The organism is Herbaspirillum rubrisubalbicans (genome assembly GCF_003719195.1).
GTDB lineage: Bacteria > Pseudomonadota > Gammaproteobacteria > Burkholderiales > Burkholderiaceae_D > Herbaspirillum > Herbaspirillum rubrisubalbicans.
Map to the genome: position 1 here is coordinate 5,344,216 of NZ_CP024996.1, position 19,096 is coordinate 5,363,311.

15 protein-coding genes are annotated in these 19,096 nt (G+C 62.7%); 4 read left to right on the forward strand and 11 right to left on the reverse strand.

The window, feature by feature from the left end:
- Positions 1-11 precede the first annotated feature (11 nt).
- The gene (locus RC54_RS23750) at positions 12-1,682 is read right to left on the reverse strand and encodes a phosphoethanolamine transferase (RefSeq protein WP_061788549.1); all 1,671 of its coding nucleotides are present in this window, start codon (positions 1,680-1,682) and stop codon (positions 12-14) included.
- Positions 1,683-1,910: 228 nt separating this feature from the next.
- Here RC54_RS23750 and RC54_RS23755 point away from each other — a divergent pair, with 228 nt between their 5' ends.
- Entirely contained in the window at positions 1,911-2,549 is a 639-nt protein-coding gene (locus RC54_RS23755) for a cysteine hydrolase family protein (RefSeq protein ID WP_058897258.1), read from the forward strand.
- 105 nt (positions 2,550-2,654) lie between these two features.
- Here RC54_RS23755 and RC54_RS23760 read toward each other — a convergent pair whose 3' ends face one another.
- From RC54_RS23760 to RC54_RS23770, 3 genes are all read right to left on the reverse strand, one after another.
- Positions 2,655-4,205, reverse strand: coding sequence for a methyl-accepting chemotaxis protein (locus tag RC54_RS23760; RefSeq protein ID WP_058897259.1), 1,551 nt, complete (start codon positions 4,203-4,205; stop codon positions 2,655-2,657).
- Positions 4,206-4,373: 168 nt separating this feature from the next.
- Complete coding sequence (locus RC54_RS23765) at positions 4,374-5,192, reverse strand: amidohydrolase family protein (protein WP_061788550.1); 819 nt, start codon at positions 5,190-5,192, stop codon at positions 4,374-4,376.
- On the reverse strand, positions 5,189-6,430 hold the full coding sequence (locus tag RC54_RS23770) for an MFS transporter (protein WP_058897261.1): 1,242 nt from the start codon (positions 6,428-6,430) through the stop codon (positions 5,189-5,191). The genes RC54_RS23765 and RC54_RS23770 overlap by 4 nt, the downstream gene beginning before the upstream one ends.
- Before the next feature lie 246 nt (positions 6,431-6,676).
- On the opposite strand from RC54_RS23770, the gene RC54_RS23775 reads away from it, so the two are divergent.
- Positions 6,677-7,411, forward strand: a complete 735-nt coding sequence (locus tag RC54_RS23775) for a GntR family transcriptional regulator (RefSeq protein WP_058897262.1) — start codon at positions 6,677-6,679, stop codon at positions 7,409-7,411.
- 8 nt (positions 7,412-7,419) lie between these two features.
- Here the strand turns inward: RC54_RS23775 and RC54_RS23780 are convergent, their stop codons facing one another.
- The gene (locus tag RC54_RS23780; protein WP_082686130.1) at positions 7,420-7,935 is read right to left on the reverse strand and encodes an RES family NAD+ phosphorylase; all 516 of its coding nucleotides are present in this window, start codon (positions 7,933-7,935) and stop codon (positions 7,420-7,422) included.
- Positions 7,932-8,336: a DUF2384 domain-containing protein gene (locus RC54_RS23785; RefSeq protein ID WP_244216410.1), complete on the reverse strand. Its 405-nt coding sequence runs from the start codon at positions 8,334-8,336 to the stop codon at positions 7,932-7,934. The genes RC54_RS23780 and RC54_RS23785 overlap by 4 nt, the downstream gene beginning before the upstream one ends.
- A gap of 432 nt (positions 8,337-8,768) precedes the next feature.
- On the opposite strand from RC54_RS23785, the gene yfcF reads away from it, so the two are divergent.
- A complete protein-coding gene (gene yfcF, locus RC54_RS23790) occupies positions 8,769-9,419 on the forward strand; it encodes a glutathione transferase (RefSeq protein ID WP_061788552.1) in 651 nt (216 codons plus the stop codon).
- Positions 9,420-9,504: 85 nt separating this feature from the next.
- Here the strand turns inward: yfcF and RC54_RS23795 are convergent, their stop codons facing one another.
- Positions 9,505-10,761 carry an MFS transporter gene (locus RC54_RS23795; RefSeq protein ID WP_017450036.1) on the reverse strand — a complete coding sequence of 419 codons (1,257 nt, stop codon included), beginning with the start codon at positions 10,759-10,761 and terminating at the stop codon, positions 9,505-9,507.
- 442 nt (positions 10,762-11,203) lie between these two features.
- Here RC54_RS23795 and RC54_RS23800 point away from each other — a divergent pair, with 442 nt between their 5' ends.
- Complete coding sequence (locus RC54_RS23800) at positions 11,204-11,926, forward strand: FadR/GntR family transcriptional regulator (RefSeq protein WP_061788553.1); 723 nt, start codon at positions 11,204-11,206, stop codon at positions 11,924-11,926.
- Positions 11,927-11,945: 19 nt separating this feature from the next.
- On the opposite strand, the gene RC54_RS23805 is transcribed toward RC54_RS23800, so the two are convergent.
- The 4 genes from RC54_RS23805 to RC54_RS23820 all read right to left on the reverse strand — a co-directional run bounded on the left by RC54_RS23805 (position 11,946) and on the right by RC54_RS23820 (position 18,978).
- Positions 11,946-12,803, reverse strand: coding sequence for an NAD-dependent epimerase/dehydratase family protein (locus RC54_RS23805; protein ID WP_061788554.1), 858 nt, complete (start codon positions 12,801-12,803; stop codon positions 11,946-11,948).
- A 234-nt stretch (positions 12,804-13,037) separates the two neighbouring features.
- Positions 13,038-14,519 (reverse strand): efflux transporter outer membrane subunit, encoded by a 1,482-nt coding sequence (locus tag RC54_RS23810; protein WP_061788555.1) that lies wholly within the window; start codon positions 14,517-14,519, stop codon positions 13,038-13,040.
- The gene (locus RC54_RS23815; protein WP_058897269.1) at positions 14,519-17,674 is read right to left on the reverse strand and encodes an efflux RND transporter permease subunit; all 3,156 of its coding nucleotides are present in this window, start codon (positions 17,672-17,674) and stop codon (positions 14,519-14,521) included. Before RC54_RS23815 ends, RC54_RS23810 begins: the two co-directional genes overlap by 1 nt.
- Positions 17,675-17,685: 11 nt before the next feature.
- On the reverse strand, positions 17,686-18,978 hold the full coding sequence (locus RC54_RS23820; protein WP_061788556.1) for an efflux RND transporter periplasmic adaptor subunit: 1,293 nt from the start codon (positions 18,976-18,978) through the stop codon (positions 17,686-17,688).
- Between the last annotated feature and the right edge of the window lie 118 nt (positions 18,979-19,096).

Genomic DNA, 19,096 nt, shown 5'->3' on the forward strand with positions numbered 1-19,096 from the left:
CCCTGCGTTGTTCAGCTCCCCTGGTTGTAGAGCAAAGTGCGTGGCTGGTAGGGCTGGCCATTGATACGCCGCGACCGATGGAAATGGGCCGCGGCGAATTGCTCGCTGAGAATGTCGTGACGTGCGTCGTAGTAGCGTGATTGCACGCCCAGCAAGCCCATGACGGTATGCTCCAGCTGGTCGGTCTGATAGGGACGGTATTCGAGCTGGGCCTTGTCTTGCGCGCTCTTGCCGGTGAAGGCGCGGGTCCATACCAGCATTGGGATTTCGTAACCGCTGGCGTCAGCCACCGATTGGCCGGCATGGTTGCGGGTATGGCCGACTTCCTGCGCATGGTCAGAGCTCAACAGCAGACTGGCATTGTCCTGGCGCGCCGTGTTCATGGTCAGTCTGAGCATGTTGCCGACCACGTAATCGTTGTAGGCCATGGCATTGTCATACTCGTTGCGCAGTTGGCGTATCCAGGGTGAGCGGTCGGCATTTTCCAGCTTTTCCATGACGCCATCGCGCACGCTGTCGAACTGCGCATACTGGCTGGGGTAGCGCATGTCGTAGGTGGGATGCGCCCCCAACAGATGGACCACGATCAGCTTCTTCGGCGCCGGATCTTGGAGAGCGCTCTGCAGGGCGGGCAGCAGGTTGCCGTCGAAATTGTTTTCACCGCGTCCGGCGCCCTTGTTGATGAAGACCTGCTCATCGGCCCGGCGCGAGACCAGACCCAACCAGCCATCATTGGGCGGCTGGTTGGACAGCCAATGGATGCGAAAGCCCGCCTCGCGCGCCAGCATCAGCACGTCGGGCTTGCTGTTCCAGGCTTGCGGGTCGTTCAGGTCGGCCGGGGTCAACATCTTCATCAGCGAGGCCATGGTGGCCGGCTCGGAAGAGACCACGTCGCGAAACACGATCAAGTCCTGGCGCATCGCCTCCAGAGTGGGCGAGGTGTGGCGCTCATAGCCATACAGCGACATGTTGGCGCGGTTGAGGCTCTCGCCGATCACCCACACCAGCGTGTTGCGCTCGGGGCCGTGGTAACTCACCTGCCAGTCGGACCGATGCGCCATGTTGCGCGCCACGTTGGCTTCCATGCTGGCGGCCTGGGCCATCTGGGCGCGGTAGTCGAGATAGCGGATGGGCCAGAACAGCAGCGGGTTTTCCTTGGCCATGGTGGGATTGAAATGCAGTGCTACGAACACCCCCAGCAGGCCGCCCACAACGGCCCTGCCGCGCCAGCGCCAGGGGGCTGGCGCCCGCCCGGATTCACGCCGGCGCAGCCAGCGCTCACCCAGCCACAAGCCACCCCACATCAGCCACAGCAGGCCCACGGCCTCGGCCAGGTCGCGGCCATTGTGGCGGAAGAATTCGCTGCTCTCGGCGGGATTGGTGTTGAAGATGGCTTGCAATACCAGGATGGGATTGGGTCGCAGGCCAAAGTAGTCACGCAGGAAACCCTTGATGGCGGCATCCAGGAAGAACAGTCCGACCACGCCCACATTGGCCGCCGAAAAACAGCGCGGCCGTTCGCGCAGCCAGGGCAGAACCAGGCACAAGCCAGCGATGCCGGGCAAGGCGGTGGCCATGAGCACGCTGCTCTTGGCCAGTTCGTTGACGCTGATGCGACCCAGCGCCCAGAAGATGGCCAGGCCGATCAAGCCCAGCACGAGTCGGTTGACCAGTTTGTTCATTGCTGTTTTGTACCGCCCCAGCCGGCAGGATATTGTTGTCAGGAAATGTCGTCCGGCGCTGCCGCTCCCTTGCGGCTGTGCTCCGGCGGGCCACGCTACAGATGACCTGGGCGATAGGACCAGCTCAACGATGATTGGTTTCCACGCTGGCTGGCGTATTATCGCAGCTTACAGAAAATCGGCCGCCCCCGGCGTCCCTGACCTCCCCCCGGTTTTGAAAGGAACACCATGCGCCCCCTCCGCTCTGCCTTCCTGTCTGCGCTGCTCGGCTTGTCGGCTTGCCTGGGCGGGTCTGGCCCGGCCTCGGCCCAAGGCATCTATGATGACTGGTCCAACGTCAAGCCCCCCGCTGCGCCGGCGCTCTCGCACGTGGTGCTCGACCCGGCCACCACGGCCGTGCTGGTGCTGGACCTGGCGCGCCAGACCTGCCATCCCGATACCCGTCCGCGCTGCGTGGCGATGCTGCCGGGCGTGGCCAAGCTGCTGAGCATGGCGCGCGAAAAGAAGATGACGGTGATCCATACCCTGGGTGGACACAGCACGGCCGCCGATATCTGGCCGCAAGCGGCCATGCAAGGCGATGAAGCGCTGCTCAAGTCCGGCCCGGACAAATTCATCCACACCGACCTGGAAAAGATGCTGCGCGACAAAGGCATCAAGACCGTGGTCTGCATCGGCGCCGCGGCCCACGGGGCAGTCCTGCATACGGCCGCCAGCGCCGCTTTCCGCGGCTTCGACGTAGTGGTGCCGGTGGACCTGATGGCCGCCGAAAGTACCTATGCCGAGCAATACACGGCCTGGCATCTGGTCAATGCGCCGCGCCTGGGCGAACGGGTCAAGCTGACCCAGCTGGACTGGATCAACTGAGTTTGTGGACAGGAATAAGCCGCTTGTCCACCATCACGATTGCTGCATCAATACCGCGATTTGATGCAACAGATGCATCAATGGCGCGTGACCCTCACCTGGACCTCAGACTGACCTGAGGCGGAAGCGTGCCACCAGGCTGGCCAGTTGATCGGTCTGATCACGCAGCGAATGGGCGGCCGCCGCAGCCTGTTCCACCAGTGCGGCATTCTGTTGCGTGCCTTCATCCATCTGCGTGACAGCGTGGTTGATTTCATCGATGCCGCGGCTCTGCTCACGGCTGGCCACGGCGATCTCGCTCATCAGGGTGGCCACCCGTGCCACCGAATCGACGATCTCATGCATGGTCTTGCCGGCCTGGTCCACCAGGTCGGCACCGCTGGCCACCTGCTGCACCGATCCCTCGATCAATTCCTTGATTTCGCGCGCCGCCGCGGCCGAGCGTTGTGCCAGGCTGCGCACTTCGGTGGCCACCACCGCAAAGCCGCGTCCCTGCTCGCCGGCGCGGGCCGCTTCCACTGCCGCATTCAGGGCCAGGATATTGGTCTGGAAAGCGATGCCATCGATCACGCCGATGATGTCCGCGATGCGCGCCGAGCCGCTACGAATCTCGCCCATGGTCTGCACCACGCGATCGACCACGGCGCCACCTTGTTGCGCCAGACGCGTCGAAGTACTCACCAGTTCGTTGGCCTGGTGCGCGTGTTCAGCATTCTGGCGCACGGTGGAGGTGAGTTCCTCCATGGCCGAGGCGGTCTCTTCCAGACTGGAGGCTTGCGATTCGGTGCGCGCGGACAGATCGGCATTGCCGTGGGCAATTTCACCGGAAGCGGTATTGATGATGGCAATACTGCGATGAACCTCACCCACCATCTCGCCCAGGCTGTAGGTCATGTGGTTCAGCGCCAGCATCAATTGACCGGTTTCATCGCGGCTATGCACGTTGACCTGGCCGCTCAGATCGTTGTCGGCCACCCGGCGCGCCAGTTGCAAGGCCTCGGCCAGCGGTCGCGAGACCACCCGGGCAATGGCGATGGCCAGTGCCAGGCCGAGCAGGATGCCGGCCACCAGCAGGCCCATGATCCAGTGCTGCGAGTGGTCGAAGACGCGGTCGGCGGCGGTGTTGGCTTCTTCCTTGTGGTCGATGTTGGCCTGGCGCAAGGCGGAGAATTGTTTCTCGATGGCGCGATAGGCCTTGAGCGAATCGCCCTTGGTCAGGGCCAGCGCTTCATCCTTGTGGTTCTCATGGGAGAGCGCAATGATTTTCCTGTGCTCCACCAGGTAGGCCGCCAGCGTATTGCTGAGTTGATCGAAGGCGGCAGACTCTTCCTTGGTCAGGTCGAGCTTGCGATAGTCCTGCTGCAGCGTAGTGAATTCGGCATAGCGCTCGGCCAGTGCTTTTTCCAGCGTGGCCATGGTCTGCTCATTGCCCAGGATGTGCTGGAATTCGGTGGAGCGCACCCGCACCAGGGTACGCTCCAGCATCAGGCTGATACGGATGCTGGGCTCCCATTTGTGAGCGATCTCGGTGGCTGCGTCGTTGACCTTGTCCATCTGATACAAGGAAAACAAACCCAGCGCGCTCATCAAGCCCAGCACCGTGATGAAGGAGAGCAAGAGCTTGGTTGCAATCTTCCTGTCCATGAACCATTTCATATTAATACCCCTTTTTATCCATCCATGAAGCGACCATGGCGGAAATGCCAGCCTTCGAGAAGATTGGCATTTCGGCATACCGGCCGCCAAAAACAAAAGACCCAGTCCGCATCACGGACTGGGTCTGGAGCCCCCCCGGTACAGGGCGCCCTCCGGTGTGACCAGACGTCAGGCGATGTGGAACAATTGCGCCGCCGTCTGACCGATGATGCGATGGCGATCCTGCTCATCGCTCACCAATTGTTCGAACCGTCGCCAGCTATCGGCATAATCGGTCACGCTTTCATGCTGGGTATGTGGCCAATCGCTTCCCCATAGCAGGCGGTCTGTCCCCAGATGCTCACGCAGTAACGGCCAGGCCTGGCGTGCAAAACCTGCACCGCCCTGCGCACCGCCATTGCGATATTGCGCTGACAGTTTTACCCAGACATGACGTGAAGCGCCGGTGGAGAGCAGATAGCGGAAACCGGGGTCAGCCACGCCCAGTCCGGCATCGACCCGGCCGAAGTGGTCCACCACCACCTTCATGCCCCGTTCCAACAGGGGATCGAGCACCAGCGGCAAGTCGATGGCCTCGCGATGGATCTCGACCTGCCAGTCCAGTGCCGCAATACGCGTGAGCGTGTCGCGCCAGGCGCCCTTGAAGTCCGGCAACGCTGCACCTCCCACCAGGTTGAAACGCACCCCGACCACGCCGCCTTGCTGCAGCGCCTGCAGCTCGGTGTCGCTGATATCGGCATCGACCATAGCGATGCCGCGCAGGCGTTGCGGCGCGCGGGCGATGGCTTGCAGCAGGTAACTGTTGTCGCTGCCCAGGAAACTGGGCTGTACCAGCACGCCATGGCTCATGCCATGGGCATCCAGGCGCGCCAGGTATTGCTCTACCGTGACATCGTAGGCGGGCGTGTAGCGTCGGCCATCGGCCATCGGCAAACCACGTGCAAAGACGTGTGCGTGGGTATCGATGCGTAGTGGGGTGTGGCTCATGCGCCGGTTTCCATCTTGCGACCCCGGGTTTCAGGCAGCATCAGCACGGCGATCACCACCAGCGAATAGGCGATGGCAGCATCGATGCCGATGGCCTGGCCCAGCGGCATGGAGTCGCTCATGTGACCGACCAGCACCGGGAAGCCGGCCGAGGCCACGCGCCCGAAGTTGTAGCAGAAACCCACACCTGTGCCGCGGATGCCGCTCGGGTAGAGTTCATTGAAGAGCGCACCCAGGCTAGCCGGAATGCCGGCAGCAAAGAAGCCCAGTGGGAAGCCGCACACCAGCATCTGGGTATCCGACAGCGGCAGGAAGATGTAGCACAGCACGGTGGCCACGCAGCACAGTGCGAAGAAGGCCACGGTGCGCCGGCGACCGATGCGGTCCAGCAGTTGCGCACTGACGATGCAACCGCACCAGAAGGCGACGATGATGACGGCCAGGTAGCCGCCCGTGGAGAGCACCGACAGGTGCTTCTCGGTCTTGAGATAGGTCGGCAGCCAGGTCATCAAGGCGTAGTAACCGCCGTGAGCCCCGACACCCAGCAGGCTGCCGATGATGGTCAGGCGCAGCACGTCCGGGCGGAAGATGCCCAGCAGCGTGCTGGTCGCAGGCTTGCCGGCAGCCGCCTTCTGGCCGGCCAGGAAGGCCTCGGTTTCCGGCACCGAGCGGCGCACGTAGACCACCAGCAGGGCAGGCAGCAAGCCGATGACGAACATCACGCGCCAGGCCATTTCCTGCGGCAGCATCGTGAAGAGCACCGAGAACAGCAGCACTGCTCCCCCCCAGCCCACGGCCCAGGCGCTTTGCACGCTGCCCATGGCTTTGCCGCGGTGTTCGGCACGAATGGTCTCGGCCATGAGCACGGCGCCGGCGGCCCATTCACCACCGAAGCCGAAGCCTTGCAGGGCCTTGAGGATCAGCAGCTGCGGATAGCTCTGGGCGAAGGCGCTCAGGAAGGTAAAGAGCGAAAACCAAATGATGGTGATCTGCAGCGTCTTGACGCGACCATAGCGATCCGACAACGCCCCGGCAAACCAGCCGCCGATGGCCGAGGCCACCAGGGTGGCGCCGCTGATCATGCCGGCATCGGCCTTGGACAGTGAAAAGGCGGCGATCAGTGCGGGAATGGCAAGGCTGAACATCTGCACGTCCAGCGCATCCAGCGCCCAACCGCTGAAGCAGGCCCAGAAAGTCTTGCGTTCTTTGGCAGTAACCTGCCGGTACCATGAAAACATTGTCTCTTCCTCTACGCTGAAGGCGCGCACCGATGGCGCGAAGCTGATTGATTTATCTAGTTGAGTTCTCATATAGACATATATATGAGTTTAAGAAAGATAACACAGCTACACTGACTCAACAATCCTCAGGCTTGAGGGTATGAACGCTGATGGCCGCGCTGCCACACCGCTCATCCCGGCGTTGTGGCCTGGCCCGCTGGCGGGTAGACTGAGTGTTTTCCATCTCTGCCAGGGCAGTTCCACATGCTTGACCAGACCGGCGTCGATGCACGCCTGCCGCTCTACCTCCAGTTGCGCGACCAGTTGGCGGCCCAGATCCGCGCCCAGAAATGGCAACCGGGCCAGGCCATTCCCTCCGAGGCTGAACTGAGCCAGACCTTCCAGGTGGCGGTGGGCACGGTGCGGCGCGCCATCGAAACACTGATGAGTGAAGGCTTGGTGGAACGCACCCACGGGCGCGGCACCTTCGTGCGCCGAGCGCGCTTCGATAATTCACTGTTCCGCTTCTTCCGCTTCGAGGCAGCCGATGGTCGTCCGCTGGCGCCCAAAAGCGTCATCGTCAGCCGCAAGATCATCGAAGCTCCGCGCCAGGTGGCCGAAGCCCTGCATCTCAAGCCGCATGGCAAGGTGATCGAGCTGCTGCGCCTGCGCACCGTGGATGGGCAACCGGTGCTGGCCGAAAACATCTACCTGTGCGCCCAGCGCTTCAAGGCCCTGGCCGACAAGGCGCCGGAACAATTCGGCGACCTGCTCTATCCCTTGTACGAACGTGAATGCGGGCTGATCGTCGCATCGGCGCGCGAGACGTTGACGGTGGAGACGGTCACGGCAGCGCAGGCGCGCTTGCTGGGGCTGAAGGAAAAGACCCCGGTGGTGGTCATCGAGCGCATCGCCTTCGGTTCGGACGGGCAGCCGCTGGAATGGCGGCAATCGCGGGGGGCGGGGAGCAAGTTCAGGTATAGCGCGGAGATACGCTGAGACCTTCTTCAAGGCCAGGAAGCTTGATTCACCGGCAACGAACGCTGTGGATCGTAGACGGCCAGTTGATCGCTACCGGCTAACATCTCGGTAAAGACGGTCAGGTTACAACCTGTCTCGACCCGGGTGGATCGAAACAGGATCCCCTTGGCACCTGCCGCTCTGACTGCATCGCCCATCGCCCAGGACGGCGGCTCAACGCGCTCATGAAAGACCATACGCCGCCAATCGCAATAGAAGTCTTTCCATAATGGGCTCCAGCCCGCTGCATAGCCACCACGAAAATCCACCACCCGATCAATCACGATCCGATAGGCCACGATCAGGCCAGGAGGCAACAGATCATCCAGTTGCTGGTATTCCGCCAAGGCCGTGCCGGGATCCAGCGACAGGTACAGGGCGGCAACACCTGGGCGATTGAGCCTGCCACCGAAACGCGCGGCACCGGCACCTGAAGTCGGGACAAATGACCAGCGTGGAACATGAACCCGATAGGCGACCGTCTCAAGACTGGTCAGGATCATCCCGCGAAACCGGCATCCAGAGACAACAGATAGCGCACCAGATCATCGGTACGCCCCTCCGAGACCATGGTCTGCGCAGACATGTAGTCAAAGACCGGTAAAGGGGAATTCTTGAACCAGAACAGGGATTTTTCCACGCTCCCGGCTATCTCGGTACCGATACGCAAGATGCGGACAGCGTCACGCAGATAGCGTTGAACGCTTTCCGCCGCGGGTGCACGCGAAATCGTATTCCTGTGCACATGCGCGGCAGCCGCCAGCGCTTGCAGGTCCATGCTCAGCAACAAGCAAAAGCGGTGTGGAGACAGGATAGTCGGAGCAGCCGCTCCGCCCAGAAAACTCAAGAAAGCCTCGAAGTCGCGGCCAAAAGCCGGAATGGCTTCCGCACTGCCATCGTTCATGATGTCCTCGTGCGAGCACAATATCTGCACCATTATTGCACTCCCGACGGCAGGTCACAATTCCCGTGTGTGCCGAACATGCTCATTCCTCTGGGCCAAGTCATAAAGCGAAGATTCTGAATCTCGCTGTGAGGAATTACCACAGCCCATTTGAACTTTCCCGCCGATCTCGTTTACTATCGTCGCTCAGCCCATCGATCCCCCACCATGCACCAGAACCGATCCCTCACCCAGCGCCCCTCTGCCCTCGCGGCGGCAGGCTCTTGCGTGGGCGGGCTGAACACCAAAAAACGGCATCTCCGCTGACGGGGATGTCACGTCCCGTCCGGCGGATCGCCTGGCGGGACTGGATTGCAGCGTTTCCCCTTTCAGACCTTGCCCGGCGTACTGCCGGTGGAACGGCTTTCTTCAATCGTTCTTCATGAGGTCTACATGCAAACCAATCTGAACACCCCGCCACTGCAGCTCTACGTGGATGCCCAGTACGCCAGCCCCTACGCCATGTCGGTCTGCGTGGCCTTGCGCGAGAAGCAGTTGCCCTTCGAACTGCACACCGTCGATCTCGATGCCGCAGCCCAACACGCAGCACCCTATGTCGCCCTGTCCCTGACGGCGCGGGTGCCGACGCTGGTGCAGGGTAGTCTGGCGCTGTCGGAATCTTCGGCCATCACCGAATACCTGGAAGAATGCTTCACTGGTCCGCCGCTCTATCCGCAACATCCCGCCCAACGCGCCCGCGCGCGCCAGGTGCAGGCCTGGCTGCGCAGCGACCTGATGGCCATTCGCGAGGAGCGCAATACGCAAGTGCTGTTCTACGGCGCGCGCAAGGCGCCGCTCACTGCAGCAGCCCTGGCCGCGACGCAACGCCTGTTCCGGTTCGCCGAGGCCTTGCTGGCCCCAGGCGCAACTTGCCTGTTCGATCAGTGGTGCATCGCCGATACCGACCTGGCGCTGATGCTCAATCGCCTGGCCCTGCATGGCGATCCTGTGCCCGAGCGGCTGGCCGTCTATGCGCAGGCGCAGTGGCAGCGGCCGACAGTGCAAGCCTGGGTGGCCCTGCAGCGGCCACCGCTGTCGGCGTGAAGCGCGAGGGTGGCGTGAGCGTTTGAATGCAAAAGGGCGGCGTCTCACGACACCGCCCTTCACTGTCACTTGCTGCGCAAACGAATCAGGCCAGCGCCTCCGGCCGCGGACGGGCAATGGCAAACACCACCGCCACCGCCACCAGATCGAAGGCCGCCAACAGCACGAACAAGGGACCATAGCCGATCTGCGTGACCAGGATGCCGAAGAGCAGCGTGAACAAGGTGGCGCCCAGATAGCCGCTCATGCCGGTCAGGCCGGTGGCAGTGGCCACCTGGTTGCGGGTGAAGACATCGGAGGTGATCGAATACAAGGCCCCCGACAGTGTCTGGTGCGCAAAGCCGCCGATGGACAACAGCCCGATGGCCACATAGGGACTATCGACAAAGCCCACGCAGGCCGGACCGATCATGGCCAGGCTGCCCACCAGCATGACCAGCTTGCGCGAGGTGAACAGCGACACCTTCAGGTGCTTGTGGAACAAGGGGCTCAGGTAGCCGCCCAGCACGCACCCGATGTCGGCCGCCAGGAAGGGCAACCAGGCGAACATGGCGATTTCTTTGATGTTCATATGGCGCTCGGTGGCCATATACAGCGGAATCCAGGCATTGAAGGTCTGCCAGGCCGGTTCCGACAGGAAGCGCGGAATGGCGATGGACCAGAAATTCTGGCTGCGCACGATCTTGGTCCAGCTTTCGCGCTGTACCTTCTCGGGGGCTTTTTCCTGGCCGTCCAGGATATAGGCGCGCTCTTCCGGCGAGAGCAGTTTCTGGTCGCGCGGGCTCTTGTAGAACAGCATCCACAGGAAGAACCACAGCACACCCAGCACCCCCACCACCACGAAGGACATCTTCCAGCCGCCATGCAGGATGGTCCACACCACCAGCGGCGGCGCGCACAGCGCACCGATGGAAGAGCCGATGTTGAACCAGCCGATCGCCACCGAGCGCTCCTTGGCCGGGAACCACTCGGTGGACGCCTTCACCCCGCCCGGAATGCCGGCAGCTTCGGTCATGCCCAGCAGTGCCCGGAAGAAGGCCAGACTTTGCCAGCCGGTGGCCATGGCGGCGGCGGCGCACACCAGTGACCAGGCCAGGGCAAAGATGCCGAAGCCGATCTTGGTGCCCACCGCATCAAGGACATAGCCGGCCACCGGCTGCATGACCGCATAGCAGATCTGCCATGCCACCACGATGTAAGAGTATTGCTGGGTATTCATATCCAGCTCTTTCATCATGGTCGGGGCAGCCACCGACAAGGTGTTGCGGGCCAGATAATTGACGATCAGGGCCAGGGTGACCAGGGTCACCATGTACCAGCGGATTCCTCTTACGTACTTCATGGCGTCTCCAAAAGGTTTTTTTCTTCACAGGGCAGGCAATGCGATGCGACCGCACCCGCCCGGAACTGCCGTGCGAGCGCATCAGCGGTGGATGGCACGGCAGGTACCAGGCCAGGCGCTGGCCAGGAGTCAGGCAGATCGGATAGGCATACCGGTCTCCAGTGGATGTTGTATTCTCTTTTTTATCATTTTATTTATACGATGTCGTATAAGTTATATTGTAATTAGTCGGACTAATTTTGAATGCAGGTGGACAACTCTAATGATCAGCGCAGCGGAAGTCAATCGAATTCGACACCTCTTCCTGCGCAGAAACGCCTTGTTTCCGGCTTTGTGCGGGAAAGTGCATCTGCGCCGCAGATCACGAGAGGGAAGGCTTGCACCGGGACGACTAGTCCTTCATAGTGTCCCGAGAAGAACTCATCGGCAGCAGTCATCGTACATGTCAGAATCCATCGCTTCCTCCCCCGCCGCCCCCGGCCACGGCAGCCTGAGCCGTTCCGAGCACATCTGCAAGCAGATCATTGCCGCCATCCTGCGCGGCGAGCTGGGCGAGAACCGCAAGCTGCCCACCGAAGTGGAACTGGCGCAGCGCTACCAGGCGTCCCGCACCACGGTGCGCGAAGCCCTCTCGCGCCTGCGTTCGGAAGGCATCGTGGTCTCGCGCCGCGGCTCGGGCAATTACGTGCAGCGCCTGCCGTCGCTACAGAACAATACGCCGGCGCAGATTGCCAGCATCCATGACATGGAGCGCTACTACGCCTTTCGTGAATGCGTGGAAGCAGGTGCAGCCGGCATTGCCGCCACCGCACGCCAGCAGGAGGACCTGGCCTTGATGCGCAATTGCCTGCAAGCCTTGCGGCGCGCGCAGTTGGAAGGACAGACCGGGGTCGAGGAAGACCTGGCCTTGCACCTGGCCATCGCACGGGCCACGCGCAATCCCTTCTTCATTTCCACCATCGAACATGCGCTGGGACCGATACGCCAGTGCATGGAACTGGCGCAGAACCTGGGCTCGCCCCAGGATGCCGAACGCATCCAGGTCATCGACAACGAACACCTGGCCATCATCCAGGCCATCGCCGAAGGCTCGACCGAGCGCGCGCAGGCAGCCATGCGCGCCCATATCGGGCACGCACGGCTGCGTATCTTCGAAGGTTGCTGAAATCCAGGTATCCGGCGGATCAGTCCACCAGCGGATCGAAAGGGCCGGTCGCGGTGAAGGCCCCGCCCTGCAGGGTCATGACCGGATCATCGGGGGCCGGTTGCGGCTGCGCTTCCACCTTGGAGCGGAAGATCTCGGAGCTGTCCTTGGGCGCATAGCCCAGGTGCGCGGCGTAGCGGTTGTCCCACCAGGTCTTGGCATTGGCCGACATGCCATAGACCACGGTGTGACCAACATCGGGAATGAACAGTGCCCGGCGCAGCAATTGCTCGAAGTCGTCCATGCTCATCCAACTGGCCAACATGCGGCGGTTGGTCGCTTCCGGGAAGATCGAACCGATGCGGATGCTCACCGTCTGCACGCCATAGCGGTCGAAGTAGAACTGCGCCATGTCTTCGCCATAGGACTTGGACAAGCCGTAGTAACCGTCCGGGCGCTTCAGAGCACGCGCGTCGATGCGTTCATCCTGACCGTAGAAACCGGTGACGTGATTGGAACTGGCGAAGATGACGCGCTTGACCTGGTGGCGCCGCGCAGCTTCGTAGATATGGAACACGCCCTTGATGTTGGCTTCCAGGATTTCCTCGAAGGGCCGCTCCACCGATACCCCGCCCAGGTGGATGATGGCTTCGCAGCCGGCCACCATGGCGTCCACTGCGACGCGGTCGGCCAGATCGCAGCCCAGGCTTTCCTCATGCGCCGCCGCAGGCGCTGCGGCCTGCATGGCACTGGCCAGGTCGGCCACCCGTACCTTGTCGGCAAAAGCGGCCAGGCGCGGCCGCAACTGGCGGCCGACGCCGCCGGCGGCACCGGTCAACAGCAGGCGGGAAAAGCGCGCGCTCTGCCAGGCATTGCGATCATCGTCTGCGCTGCTCATGGGGGAGGTCTCCTGAGGGTGGCTCATTGTTGTGGTGGTCGAATCGGGCCGACGCTCTCAGTGGATTGCGGAGAGGACCCTGACTCGCTCGCGCGATCTTGTACGTCATCATATCACTGGACGGATTATTCACGTAGGGTTGCCGCTTGTCAATCGAATCGGCGGCGACCAAGATCTGCCAGATGAAGTTTTGCGCAGGTCATCGATCGCATCACAGCATCACGCTTACTTCCATCACGATGGCGCTTTCTGCACGGTCTGCTCGTTCCACCCGCCGCCCAGCACCTTGTAGAGCGTGATGCGGTTGCTCTGCTCGGTCAGGCGCAGCGAGATCAGGGTCTGCTGTGCCGAATACAGCGTGCGCTGTGCCACCAAGGTGGTGAGATAGCTGTCGATGCCGTTCTTGTAGCGCGCCTCGGACAAACGGAACGCCTTCTCGCTGGCGGCCGTGGCCTTGCTCTGGGCATCCAGTCGCTGGTCCAGCGTGGCGCGCACGGCCAGGGCATCGGCGACTTCACTGAAGGCCGTCTGGATGGCCTTCTCGTAATTGGCCACATCGATGTCGCGCGTGATCTTGGCCGAATCCAGACTGGCGCGCAGGCTGCCGGAGTTGAAGATGGGCAGGTTGATCGATGGAGCGAAACTCCAGCTACCGCTACCGGGCTTGAACAGGCCACCCAGCGTGCGGCTGGCCGTGCCGCCATCGGCGGTCAGCGTGATGCTGGGGAAGAAGGCCGCGCGCGCCGCGCCGATGTCAGCATTGGCCGACTTCAGGGTATGTTCGGCTGCCAGCACGTCAGGACGGCGCAGCAGCACCTGCGAGGGCAACCCGGCAGGGGTGGCAGGCAAGACGCTGGCCGTGTCGGGCAAGCCCGTGGGCAACAGCGCCGCATCGACGTCGGCCCCCACCAACAGGCGCAGTGCGTTGATGTCCTGCGCGACCTGGCTGGTGTAGCTGGCCACGTCGGCGCGCGCCGCTTCCACGGTGGCTTCCAGGCTGGCCAGGTCGACCCCGGAGACGGTGCCGATATCGTGGCTGCGCTGGGTCAACTCATAGGTCCGCGACTGGCTGGTATAGGTGTCCTGCGCCAGCTTGAGCAGGTCGCGGTCCGATGCCAGCGTGAGCCAGGCCGTCGCCACTTCGGCGACCAGGCTGATGTGGGTGCTGCGTCGGGTCTCGACTTGGTATTGATAGGTCTCGAGCGCGGCATCGGAGAGATTCTTCAAGCGGCCGAAGAAGTCCAGCTCATAGGCACTCATACCCACCGTCAGGCTTTGCTGGTGCGATACCGTAGCCAGGCCAGTACTCGACAACTCAGCAGGCGTGCGGCTGGCGCTGCTGCTGCCTGTGGCGGAGATGGACGGATAGCGGTCGGCATCGGTGATGCGATATTGCGCGCGTGCCTTCTCGATGTTCAACACCGCCACGCGCAGGTCGCGGTTATTCTCCAGCGCGGCGGCAATCACCTGTTGCAGACGCGGGTCGAGGAAGAACTGGCGCCAGCCCAGCTGGTCGGCATCGCTCTGGCCCACCTTGCCGGTGGCGCTGACCACAGTCTTGCCGTCGATCTGCTGCGTCCAGCTGGCCGGCACCGGCGCTACCGGGCGGGCGTAATCGGGTTCCAGATTGGCGCAACCCGCCAGGGCTGCCGTGAGCGCCAGAATCATTGCAGTGCGCGGCCACAGGGTGGGTTTCTGTTGTACGGGACGGTTCATCACACGCCCTCCTTTTGTATCGCGTGATCGTCATCCTGGCGAGGTTTGTTGGCCGCGCGGCGGTCCAGCCAGGTACCGATCAGGTAGTAGAACAAGGGCACGAAGAAGATGCCCAGCATGGTCGCCGAGAGCATCCCGCCCATCACACCGGTACCGATGGCACGGCGGCTGGCCGAGCCGGCGCCGGTGGCCACGGCCAGCGGCAGCACGCCGAACACGAAGGCCAGCGAGGTCATCAGGATCGGACGCAGGCGCAGTTGCACCGCCTCCAGCGTGGCATCCCACAGGCTCTTGCCGGATTCGTGCAATTGCTTGGCGAATTCGACGATCAGGATCGCGTTCTTGGCCGACAGCCCCACGGTGGTCAACAGGCCCACCTGGAAATACACGTCATTGGACATCCCGAAGATCCCCGTCAGCAACACGGTGCCGATGATCCCCAGCGGCACCGCCAGGATCACCGCGAATGGCACCGACCAGCTCTCATAGAGCGCGGCCAGGCACAGGAACACGAACAGGATGGAAATCGCATACAGCATCGGCGCCTGGTTGCCCGAGAGCCGCTCCTGATACGACGATCCGGTCCACTCGAAACCGATGCCGGCTGGCAGTTGCGCCGCCAGCTTTTCCACTTCGGCCATGGCAGTGCCGGAGCTCACGCCGGCTGCGGGCTCACCGACGATCTCGAAGGAAGACACGCCGTTGTAGCGCTCCAGCAGCGAAGGACCATAGCTCCACTTGCTGGTCATGAAGGCCGAGAAAGGCACCATCTGACTGGCCGAATTGCGCACATACCAGCGGTTCAGATCTTCAGCCTGCATACGGAAAGGAGCGTCGCCCTGCACATAGACCTTCTTGACGCGGCCATTGCTGAGGAAGTCGTTGACATAGGTTCCACCCATGACCGTGGCCAATGAGGAATTGATGTCCGAGGTCGCCACCGACAGGGCATCGGCCTTGCGGTCATCAATGGCCACGCGCAACTGCGGCGTATCATCCAGACCGGTCGTGCGCACGTTGGCCAGCACCGCACTGGAGCGTGCAGCCCGCAGGAACTGATCGCGCGCCTTGAGCAAAGCATCATGGCCGACCCCGCCCACGTCCTTGAGTTCGAAGTCAAAGCCGGAACTCTGGCCCAGGCCGCGCACGACCGGCGGATTCATCAGGAAGACCCGGGCGCCGCGGATCTTGGACAGATCAGCGTTGGCCCGGCGCACCAGTGCTAAGGCCGATTGGTCGGCGGCGGTGCGCTCGTCCCACTGCTTCAAGCGAATGAAGGCGCGTGCACTGTTCTGGCTGTTGCCACCCACGCCGGAGCCGACGATGGCGAGCACCGACTCGACCGATTCGGGCTTGTTCAGGAAGTAGTCCTGCACGGTCTTGACCACGGTGGCCGTCTGTTCGGCGGTCGCACCCGTGGGCAGCTGGATCTGAGCCATCAACACGCCCTGGTCTTCTTCCGGCAGGAAGGAGGTGGGCAGGCGCATGAACAGCACCGCCATCGCTACGGCAATGAGCGCATACATCAGCAGACCGCGCTTGCCCCGCTTGAGCAGGCCGCCCACACCTCCCCGATAGCGGGTGGCGTTGCGGTCGAAGCTACGGTTGAACCAGGTGAAGAACTTGCCATGCGGCACATGCCCGCCCGGGTGGGGCTTGAGCAGGCTGGCGCACAGAGCCGGGGTCAGGGTCAGGGCCACCGTCACCGACAAGGCCATGGCCGAGACGATGGTGATGGAGAACTGGCGATAGATCACCCCGGTGGAGCCGCCGAAGAAGGCCATCGGGATGAACACCGCCGACAGCACCATCGCAATGCCCACCAGCGCACCGGTGATTTCCTGCATGGACTTGCGCGTGGCCTCCTTGGGACTGAGCTTTTCCTCGCTCATGAGGCGCTCGACGTTTTCCACCACCACGATGGCATCGTCCACCAGGAGGCCGATGGCCAACACCATGCCGAACATCGTCAGTGTATTGATCGAGTAGCCAAACATGGCCAGGATGCCGAAGGTACCCAGCAGCACTACCGGCACCGTGATGGCCGGAATGAAGGTAGCGCGGATGTTCTGCAGGAACAGATACATGATCAGCACCACCAGCACGATGGCTTCTAGCAGCGTCTTGACCACTTCTTCCAGCGACACGCGCACGAAGGGCGTAGTGTCATAGGCGATATGGGTTTTCAGCTTCATGGAGGCCGGGAAGTAGGGTTCCAGCTCGGCCATCTTCTTCTTGACCGCATCGGCCGTGGAGAGCGCATTGGCGCCCGTGGCCAGCTGGATCGCCAGGGCCGAGGAGGGCTTGCCGTCCTGGCGCGAGGCGGTCTGGTAGCTTTCGCCACCCAGTTCCACCCGCGCCACGTCCGACATCTTCACCACCGAACCGTCGGAAGACGATTTGACGACGATGTTGCGAAATTCCTCGGCCGTGGTCAGCTTGCTGCGGGCGGTGATGGTGGCATTGATTTGCTGCCCGGGCTGGGCCGGCAGCGCGCCGATTTCGCCGGCCGAGACTTCGGTGTTCTGCGCCTCGAGCGCGCTGGTGATGTCGGAGGGCATGAGCGCATACTTCTGCAGCTTGGCCGGATCGAGCCAGATACGCATCGCGTAGTTGGTACCGAACGCGGTCACATCGCCCACACCCGGCACGCGGCTGATCTGGTCGGTCAGGCTGCTGTTGATGAAGTCGCCGATATCGATGCTGGTGATGCGCGGATCGTCCGAACTCAGCGAGAGCACCATCAGGATGTCGGTGGACGCCTTGGTGACGGTCACGCCATTGTTCTGCACCGCCTGCGGCAGACGCGCCGTGACCTGCTGCAGCTTGTTCTGCACCTGCATCTGCGCCACGTCAGGATTGGTGCCGGCGGTAAAGGTCAGGGTGACGGTAGAGGACCCGGCCGAACTGGAACTGGCGGACATGTATTGCAGGTTGTCCAGGCCCTTCATCTGCTGCTCGATGATCTGGGTCACCGAGTCCTCCAGGGTCTTGGCCGAGGCACCGGTGTAGGTGGCCTTGATGTTGACCTGCGGCGGGGCGATGTTGGGATACTGCTCCAGGGAAAGCGAACGGATCGACATCATGCCGCCCAGCATGATGATGATGGCCATGACCCATGCGAAGATGGGCCGGTCGATGAAGAAACGTGCCATGTGTGCCTCGCTTACTTCGATTGGGCGCCGGAAACAGCAGCGGTTCCCGTAGCGGCAGCCTTGCCGGCGTCACCGCCCAGCGAGGGGTCAGCGGCAGCAGCGGCCGCTTCGCGCGCCAGGTCCTTCTGCAGACTGTCGGTGACGTCGATGGCACGCGGGGTATCGCCGACGCGCACCTTCTGCAATCCATCGACGATGAGCTTGTCACCTTCCTGCAAGCCCTTGCTGACCCACCAGTTGTTGCCCACGGCACGCGCCACGATCACCACGCGCTGCTGCACCTTGCCGTCCGTGCCCATCACCAGGGCGGTAGCCGCACCGGTCTGGTCGCGGCTGATGGCCTTCTGCGGCACCAGCAGGGCGTGTTCGTCCACGCCCTCCTCCAGCACCGCACGCACATAGGCACCCGGTAGTAGCACGCCATCCGGGTTGGGAACCACGGCGCGCAGCGTGATCATGCCGGTGCCAGTATCGACCGACAGGCCAGTGAATTCCAGCTTGCCGGGGTGGTCATAGGTGGAGCCGTCTTCCAGCAGGATCTTGACCTGGGCCGCGTTGGCACCGCTCTTCCTGATCTGGCCACTGGCCAGTTCTCGGCGCAGGCGCAGCAGGTCCACGGTGGACTGGGTGACGTCCACGTAGATCGGATCGATCTGTTGTACCGTGGTCAAGGCCGTGGTCTGGCTGGCCGTCACCAGCGCGCCGGGCGTGACCGTGGATTGCTCGATACGGCCCGAGATGGGCGAGACAATCCTTGTGTATTGCAGGTTGATGGCGGCGGTCTGCACAGCGGCCTTCTGCACTTCTACATCGGCCTGGTTCTGGCGCATGGTACTTTGGGTATCGTCGTTGTCCTGCTTGGCGACGGCATCGATCTTGTTCAATTCCGCATAGCGCTCGGCCTTCAGCTTGGATGAAGCCAGGGTGGCCTCGGACTTGAGCAACGATGCCTTGGCGCTGTCATAGGCAGCCTGGTAGCTGGCCGGATCGATCTGATACAGCGGCTGGCCGGCCTTGACCAGGCTACCTTCCTTGAACAGGCGCTGCTGGATGATGCCGCCCACCTGGGGACGGATGTCGGCCGCCAGGTAGGCGGTGGTGCGGCCGGGCAACTCGGTGGTCAACGCCTGGCGCTGCGCCTTGACGACCACGTAGCCGACTTCGGACTGGGCCGCCGACTTGGGTTGGTCGCCCGACCTGGAGCAGGCGCCCAGGACGGCAACCATCGTCAGGGACAGCGCCAGGCGCACTGCGGTGGAGGAACGGCGCCCTGCGTGGCGCGGAGTGCTTGCAATGTGGGGCATGATCGGGGGGCTTTCTGCCCGTCCGCAAGCCGCCATGGGCAAGGGTTCCGGGCGCAATGAGCTATCGGACCTACGATCATAGAAAGAAAATGTGAGGAAAAAATGAGCAAACGCGCAC